29 protein-coding genes are annotated in these 24,703 nt (G+C 33.0%); 27 read left to right on the plus strand and 2 right to left on the minus strand.

The features are described from left to right. Window positions 1-56: 56 nt before the first annotated feature. The gene (locus tag IEV77_RS01885) at window positions 57-566 is read right to left on the minus strand and encodes a hypothetical protein (protein ID WP_188461291.1); all 510 of its coding nucleotides are present in this window, start codon (window positions 564-566) and stop codon (window positions 57-59) included. A gap of 259 nt (window positions 567-825) precedes the next feature. Here IEV77_RS01885 and IEV77_RS01890 point away from each other — a divergent pair, with 259 nt between their 5' ends. Both IEV77_RS01890 and IEV77_RS01895 read left to right on the plus strand, forming a co-directional pair. Beyond that, on the plus strand, window positions 826-1,785 hold the full coding sequence (locus IEV77_RS01890; protein WP_188461293.1) for an NAD-dependent epimerase/dehydratase family protein: 960 nt from the start codon (window positions 826-828) through the stop codon (window positions 1,783-1,785). 91 nt (window positions 1,786-1,876) lie between these two features. After that, entirely contained in the window at window positions 1,877-2,479 is a 603-nt protein-coding gene (locus IEV77_RS01895; protein ID WP_188461295.1) for a hypothetical protein, read from the plus strand. Between the two features lie 30 nt (window positions 2,480-2,509). Here the strand turns inward: IEV77_RS01895 and IEV77_RS01900 are convergent, their stop codons facing one another. Then, window positions 2,510-3,760, minus strand: coding sequence for an NAD(P)/FAD-dependent oxidoreductase (locus IEV77_RS01900; RefSeq protein WP_188461297.1), 1,251 nt, complete (start codon window positions 3,758-3,760; stop codon window positions 2,510-2,512). Between the two features lie 108 nt (window positions 3,761-3,868). Here IEV77_RS01900 and flxA point away from each other — a divergent pair, with 108 nt between their 5' ends. The 25 genes from flxA (at window position 3,869) to IEV77_RS02025 (ending at window position 24,675) form a co-directional block, all read left to right on the plus strand. Then, entirely contained in the window at window positions 3,869-5,395 is a 1,527-nt protein-coding gene (gene flxA / locus IEV77_RS01905; RefSeq protein ID WP_188461299.1) for a flexirubin biosynthesis tyrosine ammonia-lyase FlxA, read from the plus strand. A 17-nt stretch (window positions 5,396-5,412) separates the two neighbouring features. After that, window positions 5,413-6,537 (plus strand): WG repeat-containing protein, encoded by a 1,125-nt coding sequence (locus IEV77_RS01910; protein ID WP_188461301.1) that lies wholly within the window; start codon window positions 5,413-5,415, stop codon window positions 6,535-6,537. Window positions 6,538-6,576: 39 nt separating this feature from the next. Next, complete coding sequence (flxB, locus tag IEV77_RS01915) at window positions 6,577-7,308, plus strand: flexirubin biosynthesis SDR family reductase FlxB (protein ID WP_188461303.1); 732 nt, start codon at window positions 6,577-6,579, stop codon at window positions 7,306-7,308. A gap of 12 nt (window positions 7,309-7,320) precedes the next feature. Then, window positions 7,321-8,538, plus strand: a complete 1,218-nt coding sequence (locus tag IEV77_RS01920) for a beta-ketoacyl-[acyl-carrier-protein] synthase family protein (RefSeq protein WP_188461305.1) — start codon at window positions 7,321-7,323, stop codon at window positions 8,536-8,538. An 8-nt stretch (window positions 8,539-8,546) separates the two neighbouring features. Next, window positions 8,547-8,789 (plus strand): acyl carrier protein, encoded by a 243-nt coding sequence (locus IEV77_RS01925; protein ID WP_188461307.1) that lies wholly within the window; start codon window positions 8,547-8,549, stop codon window positions 8,787-8,789. Between the two features lie 21 nt (window positions 8,790-8,810). Continuing rightward, window positions 8,811-9,695 carry a lysophospholipid acyltransferase family protein gene (locus IEV77_RS01930; RefSeq protein WP_188461309.1) on the plus strand — a complete coding sequence of 295 codons (885 nt, stop codon included), beginning with the start codon at window positions 8,811-8,813 and terminating at the stop codon, window positions 9,693-9,695. Window positions 9,696-9,705: 10 nt separating this feature from the next. After that, complete coding sequence (locus IEV77_RS01935; RefSeq protein ID WP_188461311.1) at window positions 9,706-10,626, plus strand: dialkylrecorsinol condensing enzyme DarA; 921 nt, start codon at window positions 9,706-9,708, stop codon at window positions 10,624-10,626. 11 nt (window positions 10,627-10,637) lie between these two features. Beyond that, complete coding sequence (darB, locus tag IEV77_RS01940) at window positions 10,638-11,771, plus strand: dialkylresorcinol biosynthesis protein DarB (protein WP_188461313.1); 1,134 nt, start codon at window positions 10,638-10,640, stop codon at window positions 11,769-11,771. Window position 11,772: 1 nt separating this feature from the next. Next, a complete protein-coding gene (locus IEV77_RS01945; protein WP_188461314.1) occupies window positions 11,773-12,204 on the plus strand; it encodes a hotdog family protein in 432 nt (143 codons plus the stop codon). Then, window positions 12,204-12,656 carry a hotdog family protein gene (locus IEV77_RS01950; RefSeq protein ID WP_188461315.1) on the plus strand — a complete coding sequence of 151 codons (453 nt, stop codon included), beginning with the start codon at window positions 12,204-12,206 and terminating at the stop codon, window positions 12,654-12,656. The genes IEV77_RS01945 and IEV77_RS01950 overlap by 1 nt, the downstream gene beginning before the upstream one ends. A 6-nt stretch (window positions 12,657-12,662) precedes the next feature. Further along, a complete protein-coding gene (gene DarG, locus IEV77_RS01955; RefSeq protein ID WP_188461316.1) occupies window positions 12,663-13,076 on the plus strand; it encodes a flexirubin biosynthesis protein DarG in 414 nt (137 codons plus the stop codon). After that, window positions 13,066-14,064: a BtrH-related acyltransferase DarH gene (darH, locus tag IEV77_RS01960; RefSeq protein ID WP_188461317.1), complete on the plus strand. Its 999-nt coding sequence runs from the start codon at window positions 13,066-13,068 to the stop codon at window positions 14,062-14,064. The genes DarG and darH overlap by 11 nt, the downstream gene beginning before the upstream one ends. A 1-nt stretch (window position 14,065) precedes the next feature. Further along, on the plus strand, window positions 14,066-14,809 hold the full coding sequence (locus IEV77_RS01965; RefSeq protein WP_188461319.1) for an ABC transporter ATP-binding protein: 744 nt from the start codon (window positions 14,066-14,068) through the stop codon (window positions 14,807-14,809). Next, window positions 14,802-16,070 carry an ABC transporter permease gene (locus IEV77_RS01970; RefSeq protein ID WP_188461321.1) on the plus strand — a complete coding sequence of 423 codons (1,269 nt, stop codon included), beginning with the start codon at window positions 14,802-14,804 and terminating at the stop codon, window positions 16,068-16,070. Before IEV77_RS01965 ends, IEV77_RS01970 begins: the two co-directional genes overlap by 8 nt. After that, window positions 16,048-16,500: an acyl-CoA thioesterase gene (locus tag IEV77_RS01975; RefSeq protein WP_188461323.1), complete on the plus strand. Its 453-nt coding sequence runs from the start codon at window positions 16,048-16,050 to the stop codon at window positions 16,498-16,500. Before IEV77_RS01970 ends, IEV77_RS01975 begins: the two co-directional genes overlap by 23 nt. Further along, complete coding sequence (locus IEV77_RS01980; RefSeq protein ID WP_188461325.1) at window positions 16,493-17,644, plus strand: beta-ketoacyl-[acyl-carrier-protein] synthase family protein; 1,152 nt, start codon at window positions 16,493-16,495, stop codon at window positions 17,642-17,644. The genes IEV77_RS01975 and IEV77_RS01980 overlap by 8 nt, the downstream gene beginning before the upstream one ends. A gap of 5 nt (window positions 17,645-17,649) precedes the next feature. Continuing rightward, on the plus strand, window positions 17,650-18,711 hold the full coding sequence (locus IEV77_RS01985; RefSeq protein WP_188461327.1) for a methyltransferase: 1,062 nt from the start codon (window positions 17,650-17,652) through the stop codon (window positions 18,709-18,711). A gap of 7 nt (window positions 18,712-18,718) precedes the next feature. Next, window positions 18,719-19,336, plus strand: a complete 618-nt coding sequence (locus IEV77_RS01990) for a 3-oxoacyl-ACP synthase (RefSeq protein ID WP_188461329.1) — start codon at window positions 18,719-18,721, stop codon at window positions 19,334-19,336. A 1-nt stretch (window position 19,337) separates the two neighbouring features. Next, complete coding sequence (locus IEV77_RS01995) at window positions 19,338-19,595, plus strand: phosphopantetheine-binding protein (protein WP_188461331.1); 258 nt, start codon at window positions 19,338-19,340, stop codon at window positions 19,593-19,595. Between the two features lie 51 nt (window positions 19,596-19,646). After that, window positions 19,647-20,849: a beta-ketoacyl-[acyl-carrier-protein] synthase family protein gene (locus IEV77_RS02000; protein WP_188461333.1), complete on the plus strand. Its 1,203-nt coding sequence runs from the start codon at window positions 19,647-19,649 to the stop codon at window positions 20,847-20,849. Between the two features lie 157 nt (window positions 20,850-21,006). Continuing rightward, a complete protein-coding gene (locus tag IEV77_RS02005) occupies window positions 21,007-22,071 on the plus strand; it encodes a beta-ketoacyl synthase N-terminal-like domain-containing protein (protein WP_188461335.1) in 1,065 nt (354 codons plus the stop codon). Then, window positions 22,065-22,841, plus strand: coding sequence for a polysaccharide deacetylase family protein (locus IEV77_RS02010; protein WP_188461337.1), 777 nt, complete (start codon window positions 22,065-22,067; stop codon window positions 22,839-22,841). The genes IEV77_RS02005 and IEV77_RS02010 overlap by 7 nt, the downstream gene beginning before the upstream one ends. Continuing rightward, entirely contained in the window at window positions 22,834-23,451 is a 618-nt protein-coding gene (gene lolA2, locus IEV77_RS02015; RefSeq protein WP_188461339.1) for a flexirubin biosynthesis/transport protein LolA2, read from the plus strand. The genes IEV77_RS02010 and lolA2 overlap by 8 nt, the downstream gene beginning before the upstream one ends. Beyond that, window positions 23,432-24,043 carry a flexirubin biosynthesis protein LolB2 gene (lolB2, locus tag IEV77_RS02020; protein ID WP_188461341.1) on the plus strand — a complete coding sequence of 204 codons (612 nt, stop codon included), beginning with the start codon at window positions 23,432-23,434 and terminating at the stop codon, window positions 24,041-24,043. Before lolA2 ends, lolB2 begins: the two co-directional genes overlap by 20 nt. Continuing rightward, window positions 24,040-24,675 carry a porin family protein gene (locus IEV77_RS02025; protein WP_188461343.1) on the plus strand — a complete coding sequence of 212 codons (636 nt, stop codon included), beginning with the start codon at window positions 24,040-24,042 and terminating at the stop codon, window positions 24,673-24,675. The genes lolB2 and IEV77_RS02025 overlap by 4 nt, the downstream gene beginning before the upstream one ends. The last annotated feature ends 28 nt before the right edge of the window (window positions 24,676-24,703 follow it).

Here is a 24,703-nt window from a genome sequence, read left to right on the forward strand (position 1 = left end):
TTGAAACCCCCTTAAATATTAACAAAAGCTTAAGAGTTAAGATTATATAAATTCACTTAAGGTTTGATAATTTTCTGAGATTCTCTTTCTATCTTTTTATTCATTTGAAGATTTAAATTTGAAAATGAAACCAACACCTCCTTTATAGAAGCCATTATCTCTTCTGGTGTAGCGTTTGAAAGATTTACAACACTTTCTAGTTTGTAGAGTTTGGTTTCCAAAGCAATTATCCGAGAGATAATAGGTGGAGAATTTAGCTGCTCTGGAATAGATTCTTTTAAATCGGTTATTAAAGCTTCTAAAATTACCTGATTACCTTTAAAAAAGGCTAGATCGGCTTGTTTTAAATTTGAGATAACGTCCGCCAACTCATTGTATTTAGTCCAGTTTTTTGTTATTACTTGAACTTTCGAGTCTAATAGATACTCTGTATAATTTAATTTCTGAATATTTTGTTTAGAAAGTGTTGGCAAGGCAATATCCTGCTCATTTTGACTCGTATCTTCATTGCTATTACCACAAGAAACTAAACAAATTAAAAGGCATATACTAATTAATAATTTCATCTGAATAGGTGTATAATTTTTATTTTTAATATGTCTCTCTCTACAGGCATGGAACTTCAATGCAATCATTCCTTTGCTCTATAAACAGTAATTATAGATATTTTTCATAAAATCTATAATGAATAGCAAATATATAGATTTCGGGATTTCACATCCCATTGTTTGGCAATTGTTTAATAAATAACATGTTTTTTTAAGTTAAATATACAAGTCTTCAACAAAAATCTTATTATTTTTGAAGACATTAAAACTTACAAAAATGACTCCAAAAATATTAATCATTGGTGCCTGCGGACAAATTGGATCCGAATTAACACACAAACTTAGAAGCATACACGGAAAAGATAATGTTATTGCTAGCGATATTAGCTATAACAATCTAGATATAGTTAACTCTGGAACTTTCGAGATTTTAGATGCACAAGATTATACTTCAGTAAAAATATGTATTGATAAGCACCAAATAAATACGGTTTATTTAATGGCAGCCATGTTAAGTGCTACTGGCGAAAAATACCCGTTGAAAGCTTGGGATTTAAATATGGATTCTCTATTTCATGTTTTAAATTTAGCGAAAGAAGGATTTATAAAAAAATTATTTTGGCCTTCAAGTATTGCTGTTTTTGGACCTACTACACCTAAAGAAAACACACCTCAATATACCATTATGGAACCATCCACTGTTTATGGAATAACGAAACAAGTAGGCGAACGATGGTGTGAATATTACCACAATCAATATGGTGTAGATGTAAGAAGTATCCGTTATCCAGGCATTATAAGCTGGAAAACCCTTCCTGGAGGAGGAACTACTGATTATGCTGTAGAAATTTACCACAAAGCTATTGCTGATAATAAATATGAGTGTTTCCTTTCTGAAGAAACAGAACTTCCAATGATGTTTATGGACGATGCTATTAAAGCTACTTTAGATATTATGGATGCCAAACCAGAAGCTATAAAAATAAGATCGTCATACAATCTTTCTGCAGTAAGTTTTACGCCTAAAGACATGACTCAATCCATACAAAAACACCTTCCGGATTTTACAATTTCTTACAAACCAGACTTTAGACAAAAAATTGCTGATTCTTGGCCAAAAAGCATAGACGACTCCAATGCTCGTGAAGATTGGAGTTGGAAACATTCTTTTTCTTTGGACGATATTACAAACGAGATGCTTACTAATTTGAAGAAAAAGGAAGTAGAAACGAATTAAATTATTAATTTATTAAAATACGCAACTTTTCGTGTGTTATTTTAAATGAAGTTCTTTTATATTCGCTTCATTAACCATTTAAACTTAACTTATGAATAAATTATTATTTTTTGCATTATTATTTTCTACGTCAATCATGTTTTCTCAAAAAGAAAAAGTCACCAAAGGTGATTGGTCCAATTTAAAAGGCATCACAGAGTATGATCTTGTTTTTGACTATTCTGATTTAGAGATCCCTAAATACGATTCTGAGGAAGACTTCTTAGACGATAAAATGGCCAAACGTAACGATAAAGAACCTGGTTCGGGGGAAGCTTTTAAAAAATCTTGGTTCTCTGATAGAGAAGAATTTTATGAGCCTAGATTTATTGAAACATTCAATGATAAGTATAAAGATGGTCTTGTAAGAGTTGACCGTGATCTAGGAAGTGCAGAATACACTATGAAAATTCACACAACCTTTATGTATCCTGGATATAATGTAGGTGTTGTTAGACACAACTCTAAAATTGAAGTTACTTTAACTGTTTATAAAAATGATAGTCCAGAAGACATTTTAATTTCCGTAGATTACACGAAAGTTGAAGGTGCTGGAGGCGGTGGCTACGATTTCAACTCTGGACAGCGAATTGCCGATGCTTATATTATTTTTGCAAGAGCATTAGTAAAAGATATGTATAAAAACAATAAATAAATTTAATTGTTTATCGAAAAAAAAGCGAGACTAATTAGTCTCGCTTTTTTCTTTTTCCATATTTATTATATGCGCTAAATTCTTAACTATTCTATCATGTTTTTTAACAAATGGATTGGTTTCATCCCAAACATAACCAGCTAAGACCGCACAAATTTGTCTTTTAACTTCAAGATTTTCGGGTCTATGAAAAAACAAAGTCTGTAAATTCCCTGTATACCATTCTTTAACATACGTAGAGAAAACCGCCACGCCAGATTTCATATAATTTGAATAATCTTCTTCCCAATCAACTTGTTCTCCTTTTAATTCTTTTGAAATTAATTTAGCAGACAACAAAGCAGATTCCGTAGCAAAGGTTACTCCAGAAGAAAAAACTGGATCCAAAAACTCAGAACTATTTCCCGTTAAAGCATATCCTTTACCAAACAATTGCTTAACAGATTTGGAATAATTCTTAATATTTACTGGGTCGAATAAGAAATCGAGACCTTCAAATCTATCATAATAATAGTCAGAAAGTTTCAGCATCTGCTTCATACGTTCTGTAGTAGTCCCTTCAAAAGAATCCATATATTCTGTTTTACTAACAAAACCTAAGCTTGTATTTCCATTAGAAAACGGAATCACCCAAAACCAAGTGTCTTTATCTAATACATCAAAAGTAATTCGAGTTCCTTCCTCGCCCTCTGGTCTTCTCGCATCTATTACATGAGTAAATATTGAGGAATGGTCTGGTAAAGTCGAAGGTTTATCCAAATCAAGCAATCTAGGCAACACACGCCCATAACCACTAGAGTCAATTATAAATTTAGCATGCACATTGTAAGTTTCTCCATTTTTAGTTTTTATGGCCGTTTTAGATGAGCCATCTTCAGCAATAACTACTCCAACAACTTCATGTTCAAAAGAGAGGTCAACACCCTTCTTTATTATCTCGTTTGCCAAAATATGATCAAAATCAGCTCTTGGCACTTGCCAAGTCCAATCCCAACCTTCAGAGTGTTTATCACTAAAATCGAAATTACAAACAATATCTCCTCTTAAAAATCTGGCTCCTGATTTTACTTCAAAATTAGCTTCTTTTAAACAATCAATTAAACCAACTTCCTCAAAATGATCCATACACCTTGGCAATAAACTTTCACCAATTACAAATCTTGGAAAAACACTTTTTTCAACAACTTTAATGTTATAACCTTGATTCTTTAAATAAGCTGCTGCAACACAACCAGAAGGTCCTGCGCCAATTATTAAAACATCAACATGTATATCGTTCATGGTCTTTATGGTATTAATTGATTTATTGTTATAAATTTGCAATCCAAAATAACTACTTTAGTTTTAGTTATTAAAATTTTCAATATAAAATTACAGAATAAAAAATAGATGCTAACATTTAACGGGACATTAGGAATAGAGGATTTTTATAAAGTTATTTTTGAAGGTAGCAAAATACAAATAGACAAAAAAGTTTTTAAAACGGTTGAAGATAGTTTTAATTTCTTAAAAGAATTTTCTGCAGACAAAGTAATATATGGTGTTAATACAGGTTTTGGCCCAATGGCACAATATAAAATCAAAGATTCTGAACGCATCCAACTTCAATATAATTTAATAAGAAGTCACGCGTCTGGAACTGGGCAACCTATTGCACCCATGTATGTAAAAGCTGCCATGCTTGCTAGATTAAATACCCTATCTCTTGGACATTCTGGAGTTCATATATCTGTTATTGAATTAATGACAGAACTTATTAATCAAGATATAACCCCATTAATTTACGAACACGGTGGCGTTGGAGCCAGTGGCGATTTGGTACAATTAGCACATTTGGCATTGGTTTTAATTGGAGAAGGCGAAGTGTTTTATAAAGGTGAAAGGCAAGCCACTCAAGATGTTTTTAAAGCATTAAATCTAAAACCTATTTCTGTTGAATTACGTGAAGGTTTGGCTTTAATGAATGGGACCTCAGTAATGACAGGAATTGGTGTTATTAATACCATATACTCTAGACGTTTATTGGACTGGATGACTTCTTGTTCGGCGGCAATAAATGAAATTGTTAAAGCTTACGACGACCATTTATCTTACGAATTAAACCAATCTAAAAGACATGTAGGGCAACGCAAAATTGCTGAAGCCATGCGTGAACATTTAAAAGATAGCACCTTAACTAGAAAAAGAGAACATCATTTATATTCTAAAAACGACGATGTTTCTATTTTTGAAGATAAAGTTCAAGAATATTACTCCTTACGTTGTGTGCCTCAAATTTTAGGACCTGTTTTAGATACTTTAAACAATGTAGAAAATATTTTAATTGAAGAAGTAAATTCTGCAAACGACAACCCAATTGTTAATGTAGAAAAGAAACATGTCTATCATGGTGGAAATTTTCATGGAGATTATGTATCTCTAGAAATGGATAAACTTAAATTAGTTGTCGCAAAACTGAGTATGCTTTCAGAAAGACAATTAAACTATCTGCTTAATGCTAGATTAAACAACATGTTACCTCCCTTTGTAAATCTTGGAAAATTAGGTTTAAACTTTGGAATGCAAGGTGTGCAATTTACTGCCACTTCTACAACTGCCGAAAACCAGATGCTTTCCAACCCAATGTACATTCATAGCATCCCTAACAATAACGACAATCAAGATATTGTAAGTATGGGAACAAATGCAGCTTTAACTACCAAAAAAGTTATAGAAAACGCATTCGAAGTCTTATCTATTGAAATAATAACCATTGTGCAAGCTATTGAGTATTTGGAAGTTCAGGATAAAGTATCTTCTAAAACTAAAAAGATGTACGATGAGATTAGAAATTTAGTTCCTATCTTTACAGAAGACGTTATTATGTATCCATATGTTAACCTTGTTAAAGATTTTATCATTAACAATAGAACATAAAAATCAAATTTCTTATTATGAAAACTAAAATGCTATTAATCGTACTGCTTTTTTTAGGCATGAATATTCACGCTCAAGAATTAGCTTTAGCTAACCAAAATGGTACTTATGGCTATATTACCAAAACAGGAGACTGGCACATTCAACCTAATTTTAAAGTGGCAAAAAATTTCTCTGGAGATCTAGCTGAGGCATCTAAAGACGGTAAAACTTGGGGCTTTATTAACCGTAAAGGCGAATGGGTTATCCAACCTGTCTTCGAGAAAACAAAAGAATTTAACTCAGGAATAGCTGTAGTTTTAAAAGATAAAACTTGGATCTACATTGATACAAAAGGAGATCCTACCTTGACTAACGTTTCAACAGAAAAATTATACGATTTTAAAGATGGTTTAGCCATTATTAGAACTGGTGACTTCGTTGGTTTTATTAATACCAAAGGTGAAGTGGTTGTGCCTGCAAAATTTAAAAAAGTTTTCGATTTCGAAAATGGCTATGCTAAAGTTTTAGAAAATGATAAATGGGGATTAATTGATCCTACAGGAAATTATTTTGTAAAAACGGAATACGATGGTGTAAGCAACTATTACGAAGGAAATGTTGTGGCAAACCTTGGAGATAATTACGGATTAATCATTAATAACGAATTTAAAATAGTTACTGGCGCTGAAAAAATATGGGACTTCTCTAATAATTCCAAATATACCTATGCAAAAAAGGATGGTAAAATGGGGTATATTGACAATACAGGCGAATGGATTATAGAACCTACTTACGATAAAGCTCGCGCTTTTGTAAACGGTTTGGCACCAGTAATGAAAGATAAAAGTTGGGGTTATATTAATACAAAAGGAGAAACAATTATTCTTTTTCAATATAAAGATGCAGAGATTTTTAGTGAAGATGGTTTAGCTCCAGTAAAATCTTCAAAAGCATGGGGGTTTATTAATACCGAAGGGCAATTAGTTATCCCAGAAAAATATGATATTACCGCAGGAGGTTTCTCAATTTTCGAAAAAAATAATCTTAAAGGATTTAAAGATGGCTTAGCTAGAGTAAAAGAAAAAGATTGGGCTTATATAAATACTAAAGGAGAAGTTCTTAAAAATATGTGGTTTGAAAATTTAGAATTATTCAATTAATTATTCTAACAATTACGACATTAAAAACAAGATTTATAAATGAAATGTGCCTTAATAACTGGTGGATCTAGAGGAATTGGTAAAGCTATTTGCATCCAATTAGCAAAAGATACAGACTACCATATTTTAATAAATTACAACAACAATAAAACAGCAGCACTTGAAACTCTAAAAGCTGTCGAAGCCGAAGGTAATACCGGAGACATTTTACAATTTAATGTCACAGATGCCGAACAGGTAAAATCGACTCTAGACGCTTGGCAAGAAAGCAACAAGGATGCACTTATAGAAGTTATAGTTAACAATGCAGGAATTACTAAAGATGGTCTCTTTATGTGGATGCCGCAAAGCGATTGGCAAGATGTTATAAACACCTCCTTAAACGGATTTTTTAACGTTACCAATCACCTAATCCAAAAAATGCTAAGAAACAGATATGGTCGCATTATAAATGTGGCTTCAGTATCTGGCGTAAAAGGAACGGCTGGACAAACAAATTATTCTGCTGCAAAAGGCGCCTTGGTTGCGGCTACAAAAGCCTTGGCTCAAGAAGTTGCTAAGCGCAAAATAACGGTTAATGCTGTAGCACCAGGCTTTATAAAATCGGATATGACTGCCGATTTAAATGAGGCCGAATTAAAAAACTTAATACCAATTAACAGATTTGGCGAACCAGAAGAAGTAGCTTATGCTGTATCTTTTTTAGCTTCTCAAAAAGCATCGTATATTACGGGAGAAGTGATTAATATAAATGGAGGTATTTACTCGTAAATTAAAAAGAGGATGAGGAGAGTTGTGATATCAGGAATGGGAATATATTCTTGTATTGGGGAGAATTTAGAGGAAGTAAAAGTATCTTTATATAAAGGAAAATCAGGAATTGTTGTAGATCCAGAAAGAGTAGAATATGGTTATCGTTCTCCGTTAACAGGAATGGTTAAAACACCAAACTTAAAAAACTTACTATCAAGAAGGCAACGCATTAGCTTAGGCGAAGAAGGTGAATTTGCTTATGTTGCTACTTTAGAAGCATTAAAAAACGCTAAAATATCGCAAGAGTTTTTAGATACTCACGAAATTGGAATTCTTTACGGAAACGATAGTACTGCAAAATCCATTATAGAATCTAACGACACCATTAGAGAAAAAAAAGATACCACTCTTGTAGGTTCTGGAGCAATTTTTAGAGGCATGAACTCTTCAGTTACCATGAATCTTTCAACCATATTTAAATTAAAAGGCATCAATTTCACTATTAGTGCAGCCTGTGCAAGCGGTTCCCATTCTATTGGAATGGCCTATCAATTAATTAAAAGTGGCTTACAAGATTACATTATTTGTGGTGGCGCTCAAGAAATAAACAAACTTGCTATGGGGAGTTTTGATGGTTTAGGCGTGTTTTCTAAAAACACCGAACATCCAGAAAAAGCATCCAGACCATTCGATATAAACAGAGATGGTTTGGTTCCAAGTGGAGGTGCTGCAACACTAATTCTAGAAACATACGAATCTGCTATAGAAAGAGGTGCCACTATTTACGGGGAAGTTATTGGTTATGGTTTTTCATCTAACGGCGATCATATTTCAACACCAAATGTGGACGGTCCGGCAAGAGCGATGAAAATGGCTATAAATCAAGCAAAAATCAGTGCCACAGATATAGAATATGTTAATGCTCATGCTACTTCAACTCCTGTTGGAGATGCAAACGAAGCGAAAGCCATTTTTGAAGTTTTTGGAGAAAACGGCCCATTTGTAAGCTCAACTAAATCTATGACTGGCCATGAATGCTGGATGGCTGGCGCAAGCGAAGTCCTCTACTCTGTTCTTATGATGCAAAATAATTTTATAGCTCCAAACATTAATTTAGAAACACCAGACGAGGACGCATCAAAATTAAAGTTAGTTAACAAAACGTTAGATAAAAAATTTGATGTATTTTTGTCGAATTCGTTTGGATTTGGAGGAACAAATTCAGCATTAATTATTAAAAAACAATAGTGTAAGCAATGAATAAAGAGGTTATTATTGAAAAGATAAACGACTTTCTTATTGATGAATTTGAAGTTGAAAGTGACGATATTTCACCAGAAGCAAATTTAAAAGAAACACTCGAACTTGATAGTTTAGATTTTGTTGATCTGGTTGTTGCAGTTGAATCTAACTTTGGTGTTAAATTAGTTGGTGAAGATTTTGTAAATGTCAAATCACTTAATGATTTCTACTCCCTTATTGAAAGTAAATTAGGCTAAACACATACTACTCTTAACATTATGGCTGCGGAATGGCAAGGTAAATCCAGAGGTACCGTTCTAGGATACAAAATCTTCGTGTTTTTCATGAAGCATGTTGGAATAGGCGCAGCTTATTTTATACTCTATTTTGTTGCTACTTACTTCTGTTTCTTTTCTAGAAAAAGCACAAAATCCATTTATTATTATTTAAGACATAGATTAAATTATTCTACAGCAAAAAGTATTTTAGGTGTTTTTAAAAGCTATTTTGTTTTTGGTCAAACCATTCTAGATAAAATAGCGATTTCTTCAAACTTAAATGACAGGTATACTTACGAGTCTGATGGAGTTCATTTTATAAATGAAACCCTTAAAGAGAAAAAAGGTGGGATTCTAATAAGTGCTCATGTCGGTAATTTTGAGATTTCAGAATACTTTTTTGGAGCTCTAGAGGAAAACGCATCAATAAGCTTATTGACTACAGATATTGAACATACGGCTATCAAAGAATATTTGGATAGTGTTAGGAAAAAATCCAACATTAATCTAATATTAATAAAAGACGATTTATCACATATATTTGAAGTCAATGCCGCTTTAGCACGAAATGAAATTGTGTGTATTACTGGGGATCGCTATTTTGAAGGCTCCAAATTCTTAACAGAAAATCTTTTAGGAGAAGATGCCAAATTCCCAGCTGGACCTTTTATGCTGGCATCAAGACTTAATGTTCCTGTATTGTTTGTATACGTCATGAAAGAGACCAATAAACATTACCATTTATATGCAAGAAGATCTGAAGCAAAACATAGAGATGCACAAGCTTTATTAAAAGAATATACAGAAAGCCTTAGTTGGATGCTTAAAAAATATCCCTTACAATGGTTTAATTACTTCGACTTTTGGGACACATTTAAAAAATAATTAGAAGCAGATGAAAGAAATTTTAGTCATTCATTATTCACAATCTGGTCAGTTATCAGAAATTGTAAATAACATTGTTTCACCGTTAAAAACTGAGGAAATAAATCTAACTTTTCTAAAAATTGAAATGGAAACCCCATTTCCTTTCCCTTGGAATAAAAAAGAATTTTATGGTGTTTTCCCTGAGACCTTTCTTCAAATTCCTCAAAAAACAAAACCTGTTCCTGAGGCTATTCTTAATAAAAAATACGATTTAATTGTTTTTGGCTTTTCAATATGGTACTTAACACCCTCGTTGCCAACAACCTCCTTTCTAAATTCCCCAGACGCTAAAAAACTTTTCGCAAACACGACTGTAATAACAGTTATTGGTTGCCGAAATATGTGGATCATGGCTCAAGAAAAAATGAAGAAAAAACTTCAAGAACTTCAAGCTAATTTAGTAGGAAACATTGTACTTGTAGATAGACATATCAATCATATTAGTGTGATAACCATTGCTCAATGGATGTTCTCTGGAAAAAAAGAACGTTTTTTAGGAATCTTCCCTAAACCCGGAGTTTCACAAGAAGATATTGATAACGCTGTAAAGTTTGGTCCAATAATAAAAAGGCACATTTTAAATAATAATTACCTTACCTTACAAAGCGAGCTGTTAAAAGAAGACGCTGTAAAAGTAAAGCCGTTTTTAATTACAGTTGACAAACGTGCAAACATTTTATTCTCAAAATGGGCGCAATTGATAAAATCTAGAGGTGATAAAAACCCTGAAAAACGACAGTTATATGTCAATTTATTTAATTTTTATCTATTATTTGTCATTTGGACTATTGCTCCTATAGTATTTATCTTATTTTTGTTGACTTATTTACCATTCTATGGTAAAATTAAAAAGATGAAAGCATATTACTCATCAGTAGCATTAAAATAGAAGGTTGAAAAATGAAGGAAGTATATATTACTAAAATATCAAAGTTTTTACCAAATCGTCCTATTAGTAACGACGAGATGGAAGATAAATTAGGCATAATTGATGGAAAATCTTCTAAGGGAAGACGTATCGTTTTACGTAATAATAAAATTACTACACGGTATTACGCCATTGATGATAATGGAAACATTACACACAACAATGCGCAATTAACAAAAGAAGCTGTTGAAAAATTATACGATGATAACTTAAAACCTAACGAAATTGAGTTATTATCTTGTGGAACTTCTAGTCCTGATCAAATATTACCGTCTCATGCCGCCATGGTTCATGGTTTCTTGAAAAATGGAAATACTGAAATAAACTCACCTTCTGGAGCATGTTGCTCTGGAATGAATGCCTTAAAATATGGGTTTTTAGCTGTAAAATCTGGTCAAACGGAAAATGCGGTTTGTACAGGTTCAGAACGTACATCTTCATGGATGAAATCTGATACCTTCGAAGACGAATTAAAACACTTAAATACTCTAGAAGACAATCCAATTCTAGCTTTTAATAAAGATTTCTTACGTTGGATGCTTTCAGATGGTGCAGGTGCTTTTCTTTTAGAAAACAAACCAAATGGAGAACTTCCTTTAAAAATTGAATGGATGGAAGGCTACTCCTACGCTCACGAATTAGATGCGTGTATGTATGCTGGAGCAGACAAACTTGAATCGGGTTTTTTAAAACCATGGAGTGAATACCCTTCAGATGAATGGAGTAAAAAATCACTTTTTGCCATGAAGCAAGATGTGAAGCTTTTAGGCGAAAACATCCTTGTAAAAGGTGTAGATAGCTTAAAAATGGCCATTCAAAAACACGGACTTAAACCAGAAGATATTACATATTATTTACCTCATATTTCATCTTACTATTTTAAAGATAAGTTATATGAAGAAATGGTAAAACAAGATGTAGAAATCCCTTGGGAAAATTGGTTCATGAATTTAAGTAACGTTGGTAATGTTGGTGCGGCATCCATTTATATTATGGTTGAAGAACTAGCTGCTTCTGGAAAACTTAAAAAAGGTGATAAGATTTTACTTTCTGTCCCAGAAAGTGCGCGTTTTGCTTATGCTTATGCGCTTTTAACAGTTTGTTAAAATGATGCAACAAGAATTACCCATAACGGATATATCTAATTTAATCCCACAAAAAACACCTTTTGTGATGGTAGATACCTTAATGGATTTTTCGAGTAACCATGTGGTATCATCATTTAAAATTTCAGAAAAAAACTTATTTTTAATCAACAATAGTTTATCGGAATCTGGTCTTATTGAAAACATGGCACAAACTGTCGCACTTCATACAGGTTACGATTTTTTTATTAAGAACGAACAAGCTCCTACAGGATATATTGGTTCCATAAAAAAAGTAACCATTTTAAAGTTGCCTCTTTTAAACGAAATTATTACAACCAAAGTAGATATTTTGTACGAATTTAACGGTGTCACTATGGTTGCAGTGAAAGTATTGAATGCCAAGAATGAAGAAATAGCTTCTGGCGAAATGAAAACTGTTATTGCTAACTAATGAATTTTCATCATTTAGACATAAAGAAATTTTTACCACATCGCCCACCTTTTTTAATGGTGGATCATGTGCTGACTATTGACGATGAACATGTTTCCACATCTTTTACCATTAAACCAGAATGCATTTTTAACGAAGACGGAGTCTTTAACGAAGCAGGCATGATTGAAAATGCCGCTCAAACCTGTTCTTCCATCGTTGGGAAAAGCTATTTTGATGAAGGCGACTTGGAAGGCAACTCTACAAAACTCATAGGTTTTATTAGTGCTATTAAAAAAATAAACATTCATGGTTTGGCTAAAGTTGGTAAGACTATCACCACAAAAGCCTACATTAAATCGCGTCTTAATACAGACCAATTTACCATGTGTGCTATTGAATGTTATATCACTGAAGACCATAAAGAATTGTTATCTTGTGAAATAAATTTAGTTATTCAAGAAGTTAAATAATTTCCGATGAAAAAAGATGAAGTTCCCCAGGATAAAAGCAACTTAGAATCGGCTAGTTTTAAAGAATTATGCTACGCTGTTGACGAAAATGGCGAATACACAACAGTTAATAGCTCTGGTTGGGATCCTAAAACCATAGCCTTGAATAAAGCCATCGAAGACATTAATCAACGTGTTGATGAAGCTAAACAACGAGTTTTAAGCAACCAAACAAGTCCTATTGAATATTATATGGAATTTCATAAAATGGACCTTCCTATTTTAGCAAGTTATGTTGGTTTCTGGAAATGGCGTGTAAAAAGACATTTCAAACCTCAAGTATTCCATAAACTTTCAAACAACATACTACAGAAATATGCTGACACCTTCGAAATCAGCATCGAACAGTTAAAAAATATTGACCTACATCATGGAAATTAATTTCACGCATCATCAATCTGCACATTGCGAAAACGGTGTGATTTCTAATTTAATGAAGCATCATGGCTTTCAAGTAAGCGAACCCATGGCTTTTGGTATTGGATCTGGATTATTGTTTTGTCATATTCCATTTTTAATGGTTAATCATGCCCCAGCATTTACTTACAGAGCTTTACCAGGAATTATTTTTAAGCGATTTGCTAAACGTGTAGGAATAAAAATAAAACGAGAAAAATTTAAATCACCAGCAAAAGCCAAAGCTGTTTTAGATAAAAATTTAGAGAATAACAATCCTGTTGGACTGCAAGTTGGGGTTTACAATTTGGTGTATTTTCCAGATGAATATCGCTTTCATTTTAACGCACATAACTTAGTGGTTTATGGCAAAGAGAATGACACCTATTTAATTAGCGACCCTGTCATGGAAGAGGTTACTACTTTAACTGATAAACAGTTAGAAAAAGTGCGTTTTGCTAAAGGTGCTTTTGCTCCAAAAGGACATATTTACTATCCTGTCGACTTTCCTAAAGAATTAGATTTAGAAAAAGCCATTGTAAAAGGAATCAAGCATACCTGCAAAGACATGCTTGCTCCTGTCCCTGTTTTGGGTGTAAAAGGTATTAGATATACAGCCAAACTTATTAGAAAATGGCCAAAGAAAAAGGGTGTTAAGAAAGCCAATCATTATTTGGGTCAAATTGTTAGAATGCAAGAAGAAATTGGCACAGGTGGTGGTGGTTTTAGATATATTTTTGCCGCTTTCTTACAAGAATCAAGTAAAATATTAAAAAAACCAGAACTTTCAGAACTTTCAAAAGAAATGACCTTAATTGGTGATTCATGGCGTGATTTCGCTGTAGATGCTTCAAGGATTTATAAAAACCGAAGTGCTAAAGATGATGCTTATAACCATGTGGCAACACAGTTAGAAGCTATTGCAGATAAGGAAGAAATATTCTTTAAAAAATTAAGGAAAGCTATTAAGTAAGATGATTAAAATTGAGCACATTTCTAAAAAATATAAAAATGCAGATAATTTTTCCTTATCTGATTTAAACCTGCTCATACATGAAAAAGAAATTTTTGGATTATTAGGTCCAAATGGCGCTGGAAAAACTACGCTCATTTCTATATTATGCTCCCTCATTAAGCCAACTTCAGGATCCTTCTCTATTGCTGGATTGACCTATCAGAAAAACAAAAACCAACTCAAACAACTTATTGGTATTGTTCCTCAGGAATACGCTTTATATCCTTCGTTAACAGCTTTCGAAAACTTAAAATACTTCGGAAGTATGTATGGTTTAAAAGGAAAAGAGCTAGACAAAAAAATCAATGATGCTTTAGATCATCTAGGTCTGTTGGCATTTGCAAATAAAAATATAGATACTTTCTCTGGTGGAATGAAACGCAGGGTTAATTTAATTGCGAGCATTCTTCACAATCCAAAGGTCTTATTTTTGGATGAACCAACCGTAGGTGTGGATGTACAATCTAAAAACGTGATTATTGAATACCTTCAGCAATTAAATAAAAACGGCACAACTATAATCTATACCTCGCATCACTTAAACGAAGCAGAAACCTTTTGTACGCGTGTGGCTATTATAGACCATGGGAAATTAATTGTAAAAGGGAAGCCAAAAGAGTTAATAGATAACAGTGACGGTTCAAATAATCTAGAAGATGTTTTTATAAGTTTAACTGGAAAAGCTTTAAGAGATCATGCATAAATTAATGGCTTCCGCACGTAAAGAATTCCTATTGCTAATACGCGATATTGGAGGTATTGCCATACTTTTTATAATGCCTTTAGTTCTTATTGTAACCATAACTTTAATTCAAGATAGCACATTTAAAACGGTTTCTGATGCTAAAATCCCTATTCTGGTTGTAAATAACGATCATGGAAATGTTTCTGAAACCATTTTGCAGGGTTTAGAGGATTCCAATGCCTTTGAAGTGAATATTAAAGACACAGAAGAACAGGCAAAAGACCTTGTTTTTAAAGGAAAATTTCAATTAGCCATTATTATTCCTGAAGATTTAAGTTCTGGGCTTGCACAAAAAGTAGCCCAAAATGTCGATGGTATTATTGCCAAATTTGGAATTGAAGATGAAACAGAAAGCGTAACCAAACCAAAAATTGAAAGTAAGGAAGTCAAGCTTTATTTTGATCCTGCCACACAAATATCTTTTAAAAACTCTGTAAAAAACGGGATAGATAAGATGGTTTCTAAAATTGAAACACAATCTATTTACAAAGCTTTTCAGGAACAAATAAGCGACGATGCTTCAGAAGTTATTTTTGAAACCGAAAATTTTATCACCTTCACAGAAATTTTACCAAAAAACAATAACAAAGAACTCATTCCAAACTCGGTACAACATAACGTGCCCGCTTGGACTTTATTCGCCATCTTTTTTATAATTGTACCTCTTTCAATTAATATGGTTAAGGAAAAAAGTCAAGGTACTTTTGTTAGATTACGTACAAACCCAATATCTTATGCCACCGTTTTAGGAGGAAAAACCCTTGTATATCTTGTGGTTTGCCTTATTCAATTTGTGCTTATGTTAATGGTTGGCGTGTTTCTATTTCCAGCAATTGGCTTACCAACATTAGATATTTCTGGCAGATTGCCATTGCTTTTTGTAGTAGCCATTTTTGCAGGACTAGCGGCTATTGGTTTGGGATTATTGTTAGGAACTGTAGCTAAAACTCAAGAACAATCTGCACCATTTGGCGCAACCTTCGTGGTTATTTTAGCTGCTCTTGGTGGCGTTTGGGTTCCAGTCTTTATCATGCCAAAATTCATGCAAACCCTCTCTAATATTTCACCTATGAATTGGGGCTTAAATGCTTTTTACGATGTATTTTTGCGTCATGGCTCACTCTTAGATATTTTACCAGAAATCAGCTTGCTATTCTTATTTTTTTTAGCAACCACATTAATTGCCATCGTTTATAATGAAAAGAAAAACACCGTCTAAATCAAAAGAAATAACACATACAAGTCAAGTACGTGTTCGTTTTGTTGAAACAGATCCTCTTGGGATTGTTTGGCATGGTAACTACATTCAATATTTTGAAGATGGACGTGAGGCATTTGGTAGACATCATGGGATTTCTTATTTAGATCAAAAAAAATATGGCTTTGCAACACCTATTGTAAAATCCAGTACAGATCATAAATTGCCACTTCGATATGGAGACATTGCAACCATTAAAACTATTTATGTAGATAGTCTAGCTGCCAAAATGGTATTTCGTTATGAAATTTACAATCAGAATGAGGATTTGGTTTGCACAGGTGAAACCATTCAAGTATTTGTAGATAAAATAGGTGAAGGTGATTTATGGCTAAACCTTCCGTCTTTCTTTAAAGATTGGAAACAAAACGTAGGTTTATTGGATGAATAAAGCTTATGTCTCATATAATAACATTATTTCCTCTTTAGGTTTTAGCAGTGAAACGGTTGTTGAAAATATTCACAACAACGTTTCTGGATTAGAATTAATGGATGACAAAAATGTGCTTCCAGAGCCATTTTATTCAGCTTTAATCCCTTCTGAAAAATTAGAAAAAGGGTTTCAAAAACTGCAACCAAAACAAGAGTATACCCGCTTGGAAAAAATGATGACAACCTCATTAAACGAAGTTATCCAAGCATCCAACATCAAATTAAATGAACGTGTAGGGTTAATAATTTCTACCACAAAAGGAAATATCGACGCCTTAGATGAAAACAATCCCTTTCCAAAAGAACGTGCTTATTTAAATGAATTAGGGAAAAGCATCAAAGAATTTTTCGGATTTAACAATGAACCAATCATAGTTTCAAACGCATGTGTTTCGGGTATTTTAGCTATTGCTGTAGCCAAAAGATACATGCAACAAAACCTGTATGACCATGTTTTTATTGTTAGTGGAGATGTGGTAACCGAGTTTATTCTCTCTGGTTTCAATTCATTTCAAGCCTTAAGCAATGAACCATGTAAGCCTTACGATAAAAACAGAACAGGAATAAATATTGGAGAAGTTGCCGCAAGTGTATTAGTAACAAACAATCCTGAAAAACTCTCGATAGAAGCAGTAGAAATTATTGGAGAAGGTTCTTGTAACGATGCCAACCATATATCAGGACCATCTAGAACTGGCGAAGGATTATATAGAAGTATTAGTTCTGCTATGGCACAAGCGGATATGTCTGCAAAAAACATCGATTATATTTCGGCTCATGGAACTGCAACCATGTTCAATGATGAGATGGAAGCTATTGCTTTCAACAGATTGCAATTACAAGATGTTCCATTAAATAGTTTAAAAGGCTATTTTGGACACACCTTAGGAGCATCTGGCTTATTAGAAACTATTGTTGGTATGCATTCTTTATACAACAAAACTCTATACGCATCCAAAGGCTTTGAAACTTTAGGTGTTTCAAAACCTATAAATGTTATAAAAGAAACAACAGCAAAAGAATTAAATACTTTTTTAAAAACGGCTTCAGGTTTTGGAGGTTGCAATACAGCTGTCATATTTAAAAAAATAAAATCAAAATAATAAACATGTCTAAAAACTCAATTAAAGCAATAGATGCCATTCAAGAAGCACAAAAAATTGCTTTTGCACCATTTGTATTTCAAGCTGTGATTGCCCTTAGAAAACTTGGGATTTTTGACCTAATCTTTGAAAAAAGAAGAAAAGGTGGAATCACTGTAGAGGAAATAGCAAACCAATTATCTCTAAGCATATATGGTGTAGGTGTTTTATTAGAAATAGCTGAAAGCTCTAATATTGTTTCAAAAAACGACGATAAGCAATTCGAATTAACTACTACTGGTTACTTTTTAGCATATAATAAAACGGTTGATGTAAATATTAACTTTACACAAGAAGTTTGTTACAAAGGTCTTTTTCATTTAACGGAAGCCATCCAAACAGGCAAACCTTCTGGTTTAAAAGAATTAGGAGATTGGAGCACTATATATGAAGGTTTATCTAAATTAACTCCTAACATTCAAAAATCTTGGTTTGAATTTGATCATCACTATTCAGACGATGTTTTTCAAGAAGCCTTAGAAACGGTTTTTCGAAATAATCCAAAAACAGTTTACGATGTAGGAGCAAACACTGGAAAATTTGCGATTAGTGGTAGTAAATACAATGAATCTGTTTCCATAAAAATGGTCGATTTACCTGGGCAATTAAAAATAGCTTTGGGCCATGTTGAAGAAGCTGGTTTTAAAGACAGAGTTACACATCACGAAATAGATTGGTTATCTGAAAATCCAACATTACCAAAAGGGGCCGATGCCATTTGGATGAGTCAGTTTTTAGATTGTTTTTCTGAAGATGAGATTCTAACCATATTAAATGCTTGTAAAGACGCAGTAAATGACGATGGAGAAATCCTGATTATGGAGACATTTACAGATCGTCAGAGATTTGATAATGCCAAGTTTATACTGGAAGCAACTTCTTTGTATTTTACAGTTATGGCAAATGGAAACAGTAAAATGTATCCAGCTGAAGTATTCAAAAAGTTAATAGACAAAGCCGGATTGGTTTTAAAAGAAGATATTGCTGTGGGAGAATATCACACTATTTTAGTTTGTAAAAAAAAGTAATAAAATCGTGAATACTAAATATAACATATCCTCATTTTGCCATATAAAGAACAACCAAGTTTCTTTAAATGGCTCTGTGATATTTAGTGAACAGCACTCAAATTTTTCAGATTTTATTAAAGCGGCATACAAAGCACAGAATACAAAATATCCGAAATTTTTTAAAATGGACCATTTAAGTAAATTGGCTTTTATAGCTGCCGATGTTTTACTTAAGGAACAAAATATAGACATTGAAAAGGAAAATAACATGGCTTTGGTATTTTCAAATAAAGCATCTAGTTTAGATACCGATTTGATGCACCAAAAAGCTATTCAACACAAAGACAACTACTTCCCTAGCCCAGCAGTTTTTGTATACACCTTACCAAATATTTGCCTGGGGGAGATAAGTATTAAATATAAACTCTATTCTGAGAATAGTTTTTTTATCTTTGAATACTTTAATGCGGCACATTTGTTTACATATACCAATAGTTTATTGGAAACAGATAAAGCAACATCTGCACTTTGTGGTTGGGTAGAATTAGAAGGAGATAATTACGAAGCCTTCTTATATTTAGTCTCAAAAGAAGGAAACACAGAGCACAACAAACAAAATATAAAAACATTATATAATACATAATATGGAAGCTTTAAAACAAGAATTAAAAGAAAACATTATCGAGCAATTAAACCTTGAAGATATGTCCGTTGAAGATATTTCTGATGATGAAATCCTTTTTGGTGGTGGCTTAGCACTAGATTCAATTGATGCTTTAGAACTTATCGTGATGTTAGATAAAAACTATGGTATCAAATTAACAGACCCTAAAGAAGGGCGTTCCATTTTTGAGTCTATCAACACAATGGCTACTTATATTCAAGAGCATAGATCTAAATAACTAAATCCCTGCTGAGTTTATCTTCAGCAGAGCCGAAAGGCAGGAAATAATATGAGCAAAGGAATCGCAATTACCGGAATGGGAATTATATCTGCTATTGGAAACAATGTTGCAGAAAATTTTCAGTCGCTTATGGAAGGTAAAAAAGGGATTTCTAAAATTTCTAAAATAGAGACTATCCATAAAGATGACATTATGGTAGGTGAAGTTGCTTATACAAATTCTGAATTGGTAGATCTTTTAGGATTAAGCACAGAAAATAATTATTCCCGAACTGGTTTACTTGGTGCAATTGCCGCCAAGGAAGCTGTTGCAAACGCTGGAATAAAAGATATGAAAGCCTATAAAACAGGTTTGATTTCTGCTACGAGTGTTGGAGGAATGGATATGACTGAAAAATATTTTTACGATTATTTAGAAAATGACACGAACCGAAGGTATATAGAAAGTCATCATGCTGGAGATTCCACACAAAAAATAGCCGAGCAATTAGGAATAGATAACAGTCTAATAACCACCATAAGTACAGCCTGCTCTTCGGCAGCAAATGCCATCATGCTTGGTGCTAGACTTATTAAAGCTGGACAATTGGACCGTGTTATCGTTGGAGGAGCAGATTGCATGTCCAAATTCACTATCAACGGATTTAAAACCTTGATGATATTATCAGATACTTACAATACACCTTTCGACGAAAATAGAAAAGGCCTGAATCTTGGAGAAGCCGCTGCTTTTTTAGTTTTAGAATCGGAAGCCATAGTAAAAGCTGAAAATAAAACGGTGTTAGGATATGTAAAAGGTTATGGAAACGCAAATGATGCGTTCCATCAAACAGCCTCTTCAGATCATGGAGATGGCGCCACTTTGGCCATGGAAAAAGCCCTTGAAGTAGCAGGATTTACTGCAAAGGATATCGATTACATCAATGCACATGGAACTGCTACCGGAAACAATGATTTATCTGAAGGTCGGGCCATTATTCGTGTTTTTGGGGATTCACCTCCAGAATTCAGCTCAACAAAAGCTTATACAGGACATACTTTAGCGGCAGCTGGTGCAATAGAAGCTATATATTCAGTTTTAGCATTACAAAACAATGTGATTTTTCCAAATTTGAATTTTAAAACTCAGATGAAAGAATTTAATATCACACCTCAACTGGAAGCTAAAGAAAAAAGGATACAATCGGTTATGTCTAATTCCTTTGGATTTGGAGGGAATTGTTCGACTGTTATTTTCTCGAAAGAGCAATAAAAAAAGTAACAACCTGCGAGGCATTTCCGAGGAACGAGGATTCCTTGTAGGTTTGAAAAGATAGACAATAAATACCTACAAGGTTTAAAAATCCTTGCAGGAGGCAAAAAAAACAAAGATCTAAAAAATAGATTCCTGCTTTCGCAGGAAGTAAAACATGAAAAAAGTCTACATCAATAGCATCTCAAGTATTACTGCTCAAAAGACATTCGATAACTCGGAGTTTTTAGACGAGGTTATTATACATGAAGATCAAGTTATTTTTGCTGTAGAACCTGTTTACAAAGATTACATTCCACCTGCTGCTGCAAGACGCATGGCAAAAGGGATTAAAATGGGCGTTGTTGCCTCTAAATTAGCTTTACAAGAAGCTGGTTTGGAACAGGTCGATGCCATAATTACTGGAACTGGAATGGGTTGTTTACGCGATTCTGAAAAGTTTTTAAGTGGTATTATAGACAATGACGAACAATTTTTAACCCCAACTTCCTTCATTCAATCCACTCATAATACGGTTGGCGGACAAATAGCTTTAGAGCTTCAATGTAAAGGCTATAACTTTACTTATGTTCATGGTAGCAATTCCTTTGAATCTACCTTATTAGATGCCAAGCTTCAATTGGAATTAGACGAAGCTCAAAACATTTTAATTGGTGGCGTTGATGAATTAGGAGATTATACCACAAAATTAAATAAAATCATTCATCACATAAAAGATGAAAAAACGAACAGTAACAACCTACTGGATTCTAAAACAAAAGGAACTGTTTTTGGGGAAGGAGCCAATTTCTTTGTAGTATCGAATAAAAAACAAGACACATCTTATGCTGAAGTAGTTTCAGTAGAAATGTATAATACTTTGTCTCAGAATGATGTTGCTAAAACTGCACTAAACTTTTTAAAGGAAAACAACCTCACAGTTGAAGCTATTGATGCCATTATATTAGGTAATAATGGAGATGTAGAATTTGATGGATATTATAATGAATTAACTTCAACTGCCTTCAGCAACACACAACAAGTTTGCTATAAAAATCTTATTGGAGAATTCTTTACAGCTTCGCCTTTTGGTCTTTGGATTGCTTCAAAAATACTAAAAACTCAAACAATTCCTGAAGCCTTAAAAAGAAACCATCTAGGAACTGCTTCATTTAAAAACATCTTACTATATAATCAGTATCGCGGAGAAAATCATAGCTTCACCTTACTTAAAACATGCTAAACTTTAGAACAGTAAACATTTTTATGCTTATTATCTTAATAGGTTTAATAGTGGCTTACTTCATGTTTAGTATTTCTTTTTGGTGGCTAGCTTTGTTAGCATTTAGTTGGTTTACTTTCACAGCTCTAGGTTCAGGAATTATAGGTTGGAATTACCATTTACAAGCTTTAAATTCTAATCCATCTATTTCAAAAAATCAGGTAGCTATCACTTTCGACGATGGTCCAAATCCAGAATTCACACCCAAAGTTTTAGAGCTCTTGAAAAAACATCAAGCCAAAGCAACCTTTTTCTGCATTGGATTGAACATAGAAAATCATCCCGCACTCTTCAAAAACATTATAAACGAAGGTCACACGGTTGGGAATCACACCTATTCTCATAATAACATGTTTGGTTTTTTTAGCACCAAACAAGTCGTTGAAGAATTAGAACAAACCAATGCCTTAGTTTTAGAAAAAACAGGTTTAAAATTGAATTTGTACAGACCAGCATTTGGAGTTACTAATCCTAGAATTAAAAAAGCTATCAATACAACCAAATTACAAGCTATTGGATGGAGCAAACGCTCTTTGGACACAACTAATTTAAGCAAAGAAACCGTTTTAAAAAGAGCTTCAAAAAATCTAAAAAAAGGTGATGTCATTTTATTACATGATGCTAGTGAAAAAACACTGTGGGTTTTGGAACAGTTATTGTTAATTTTACAAAAACAAAATTTGCAAGCTGTAACCATAGATAGCTTATTTAATATAGAACCTTATGCGTAACCTTGTTTACTTTTTTTTATTGCTAACTGCTAGTATTCAGTCGCAAACAACCATGTCTCCTTCGGAAGCACAAGCACTAAAAACACTTGTTAAGGCTCAAGCTTTAACTACTAAAACCATTTATAGCAACTTTACCCAATACAAGCATTTAGATTTTTTATCCAACGATATTGTAACCAAAGGGAAACTCGCCTTTAAAACGCCAAATCTTGTTAAATGGGAATATACAGATCCCTATAAATATACCGTTATTTTTAAAAACGAAACTATTTTTATAAATGACGAAGGCAAAAAAAATCAAGTAGATATGGGTTCTAACAAACTGTTTAAAGAATTAAATGGTTTGATAATTAACAGCATTAAAGGCGATATGTTTGATGATGAAGCTTTCGATATTACCTACTTTAAATTAGACAAAACCAAGCAAGTTCATTTTATTCCTAAGGACAAAAAATCCTCAAAATACATTTCTGCTTTTGAAATTACATTTAATGAAAAAGGAGATGTTTTAGAAGTAAAAATGATAGAACCTTCAGGAGATTTCACCAAAATCGTTTTCTCTAACAAAGAAATAAACAAACCTCTTGCTGATGCGATTTTTACTAATTAGCATTTGTCTTTTAATGCTTTCTTGCGGAAGTTATCCTAAAAAACAGAACTTTAAATTAGATCAATCGGCTTCAAAAAATATCGAAAATCCTTATTTTTCAGATGCCAGCAAAGACTATGTTTATAAAGCGACCATTGATGTTTATGACAAGCATTTTGGAGGTCTTTTAATTATAAAGAAGATTGGAGATAATAATCATCGGGTTGTTTTTACAACTGAAATGGGAAATAAATTGTTCGATTTCACTTTTTTAAAGGATGATTTTAAAGTGAATTTTATTTTAGACGAATTCAATAAAAAGATCCTAATCAACATCCTTAAAAAGGACTTTAAAGTCTTGATTACTGAAAACTTGAACGTTTTAAAAAGCTTTTCAGATACCGAAAAGGCTATTTTCGAAACAAACATTTATAATAAAAGGCATTATTATTTCTTTAATGAGAGTCAACTTACGCAAGTTATTCGAACGAAAAACGGAAAAGAAAATGTTCGATTTTTATATTCAAAAATAAATAAGCATCTTGCAAATCAAATTGAAATAAAACACCGAAATATTAACCTAGAAATTAAATTAAAATCAATTACCCAATGAAAAACCTACTTTTGGCAATTGCATTCGCAGCAATTAGCATTTCTACATTTTCGCAAGTAAAAGTTAGCCCAGGATTAAGAATGGGACTAAACGCTTCAACAGTTACAAATCATTATGATTCCGAAAGAGTTCTTGGATTTAATGGTGCCATGTTTGTAAATATTCATCTTGCACGTTTTTACGAATTACAACCTGAATTAACCTATTCCAACCAAGGCTATAAAGGAGAACGCTTTTCTGGTATTGTCGATCCTTACAATCCTTCTTTTTCTATTTATGAAGAAGACATTAATATTCACTACTTAGGAATGGCTCTTACAAATAAATTTTTCTTCGTTCCTAATTTAGGATTACACTTTATAATTGGGCCTAGTTTAGAAATTAATGTTTCAGATAATGCATACTATGATGTTACTCCTATTGACTTATCTTTATTTGGAGGTATTGGTTACGAATTTCCAATGGGACTGGGTATAGAAGCCAGATTCAAACAAGGAATCGTGGATGTTAGAGAGGGTTATTATGATTATTATTACGATGATTATAATTATGACGGCAACGACTATTACAATGGAAACAACAAACTAAACTCTGTGTTTCAATTTAACGTTTATTATAAATTTGGAATGTAATTTCCATAGTGAAACAAAATCTTAATCG

Source organism: Xanthomarina arctica, from assembly GCF_014638915.1.
GTDB classification, from domain to species: domain Bacteria; phylum Bacteroidota; class Bacteroidia; order Flavobacteriales; family Flavobacteriaceae; genus Xanthomarina; species Xanthomarina arctica.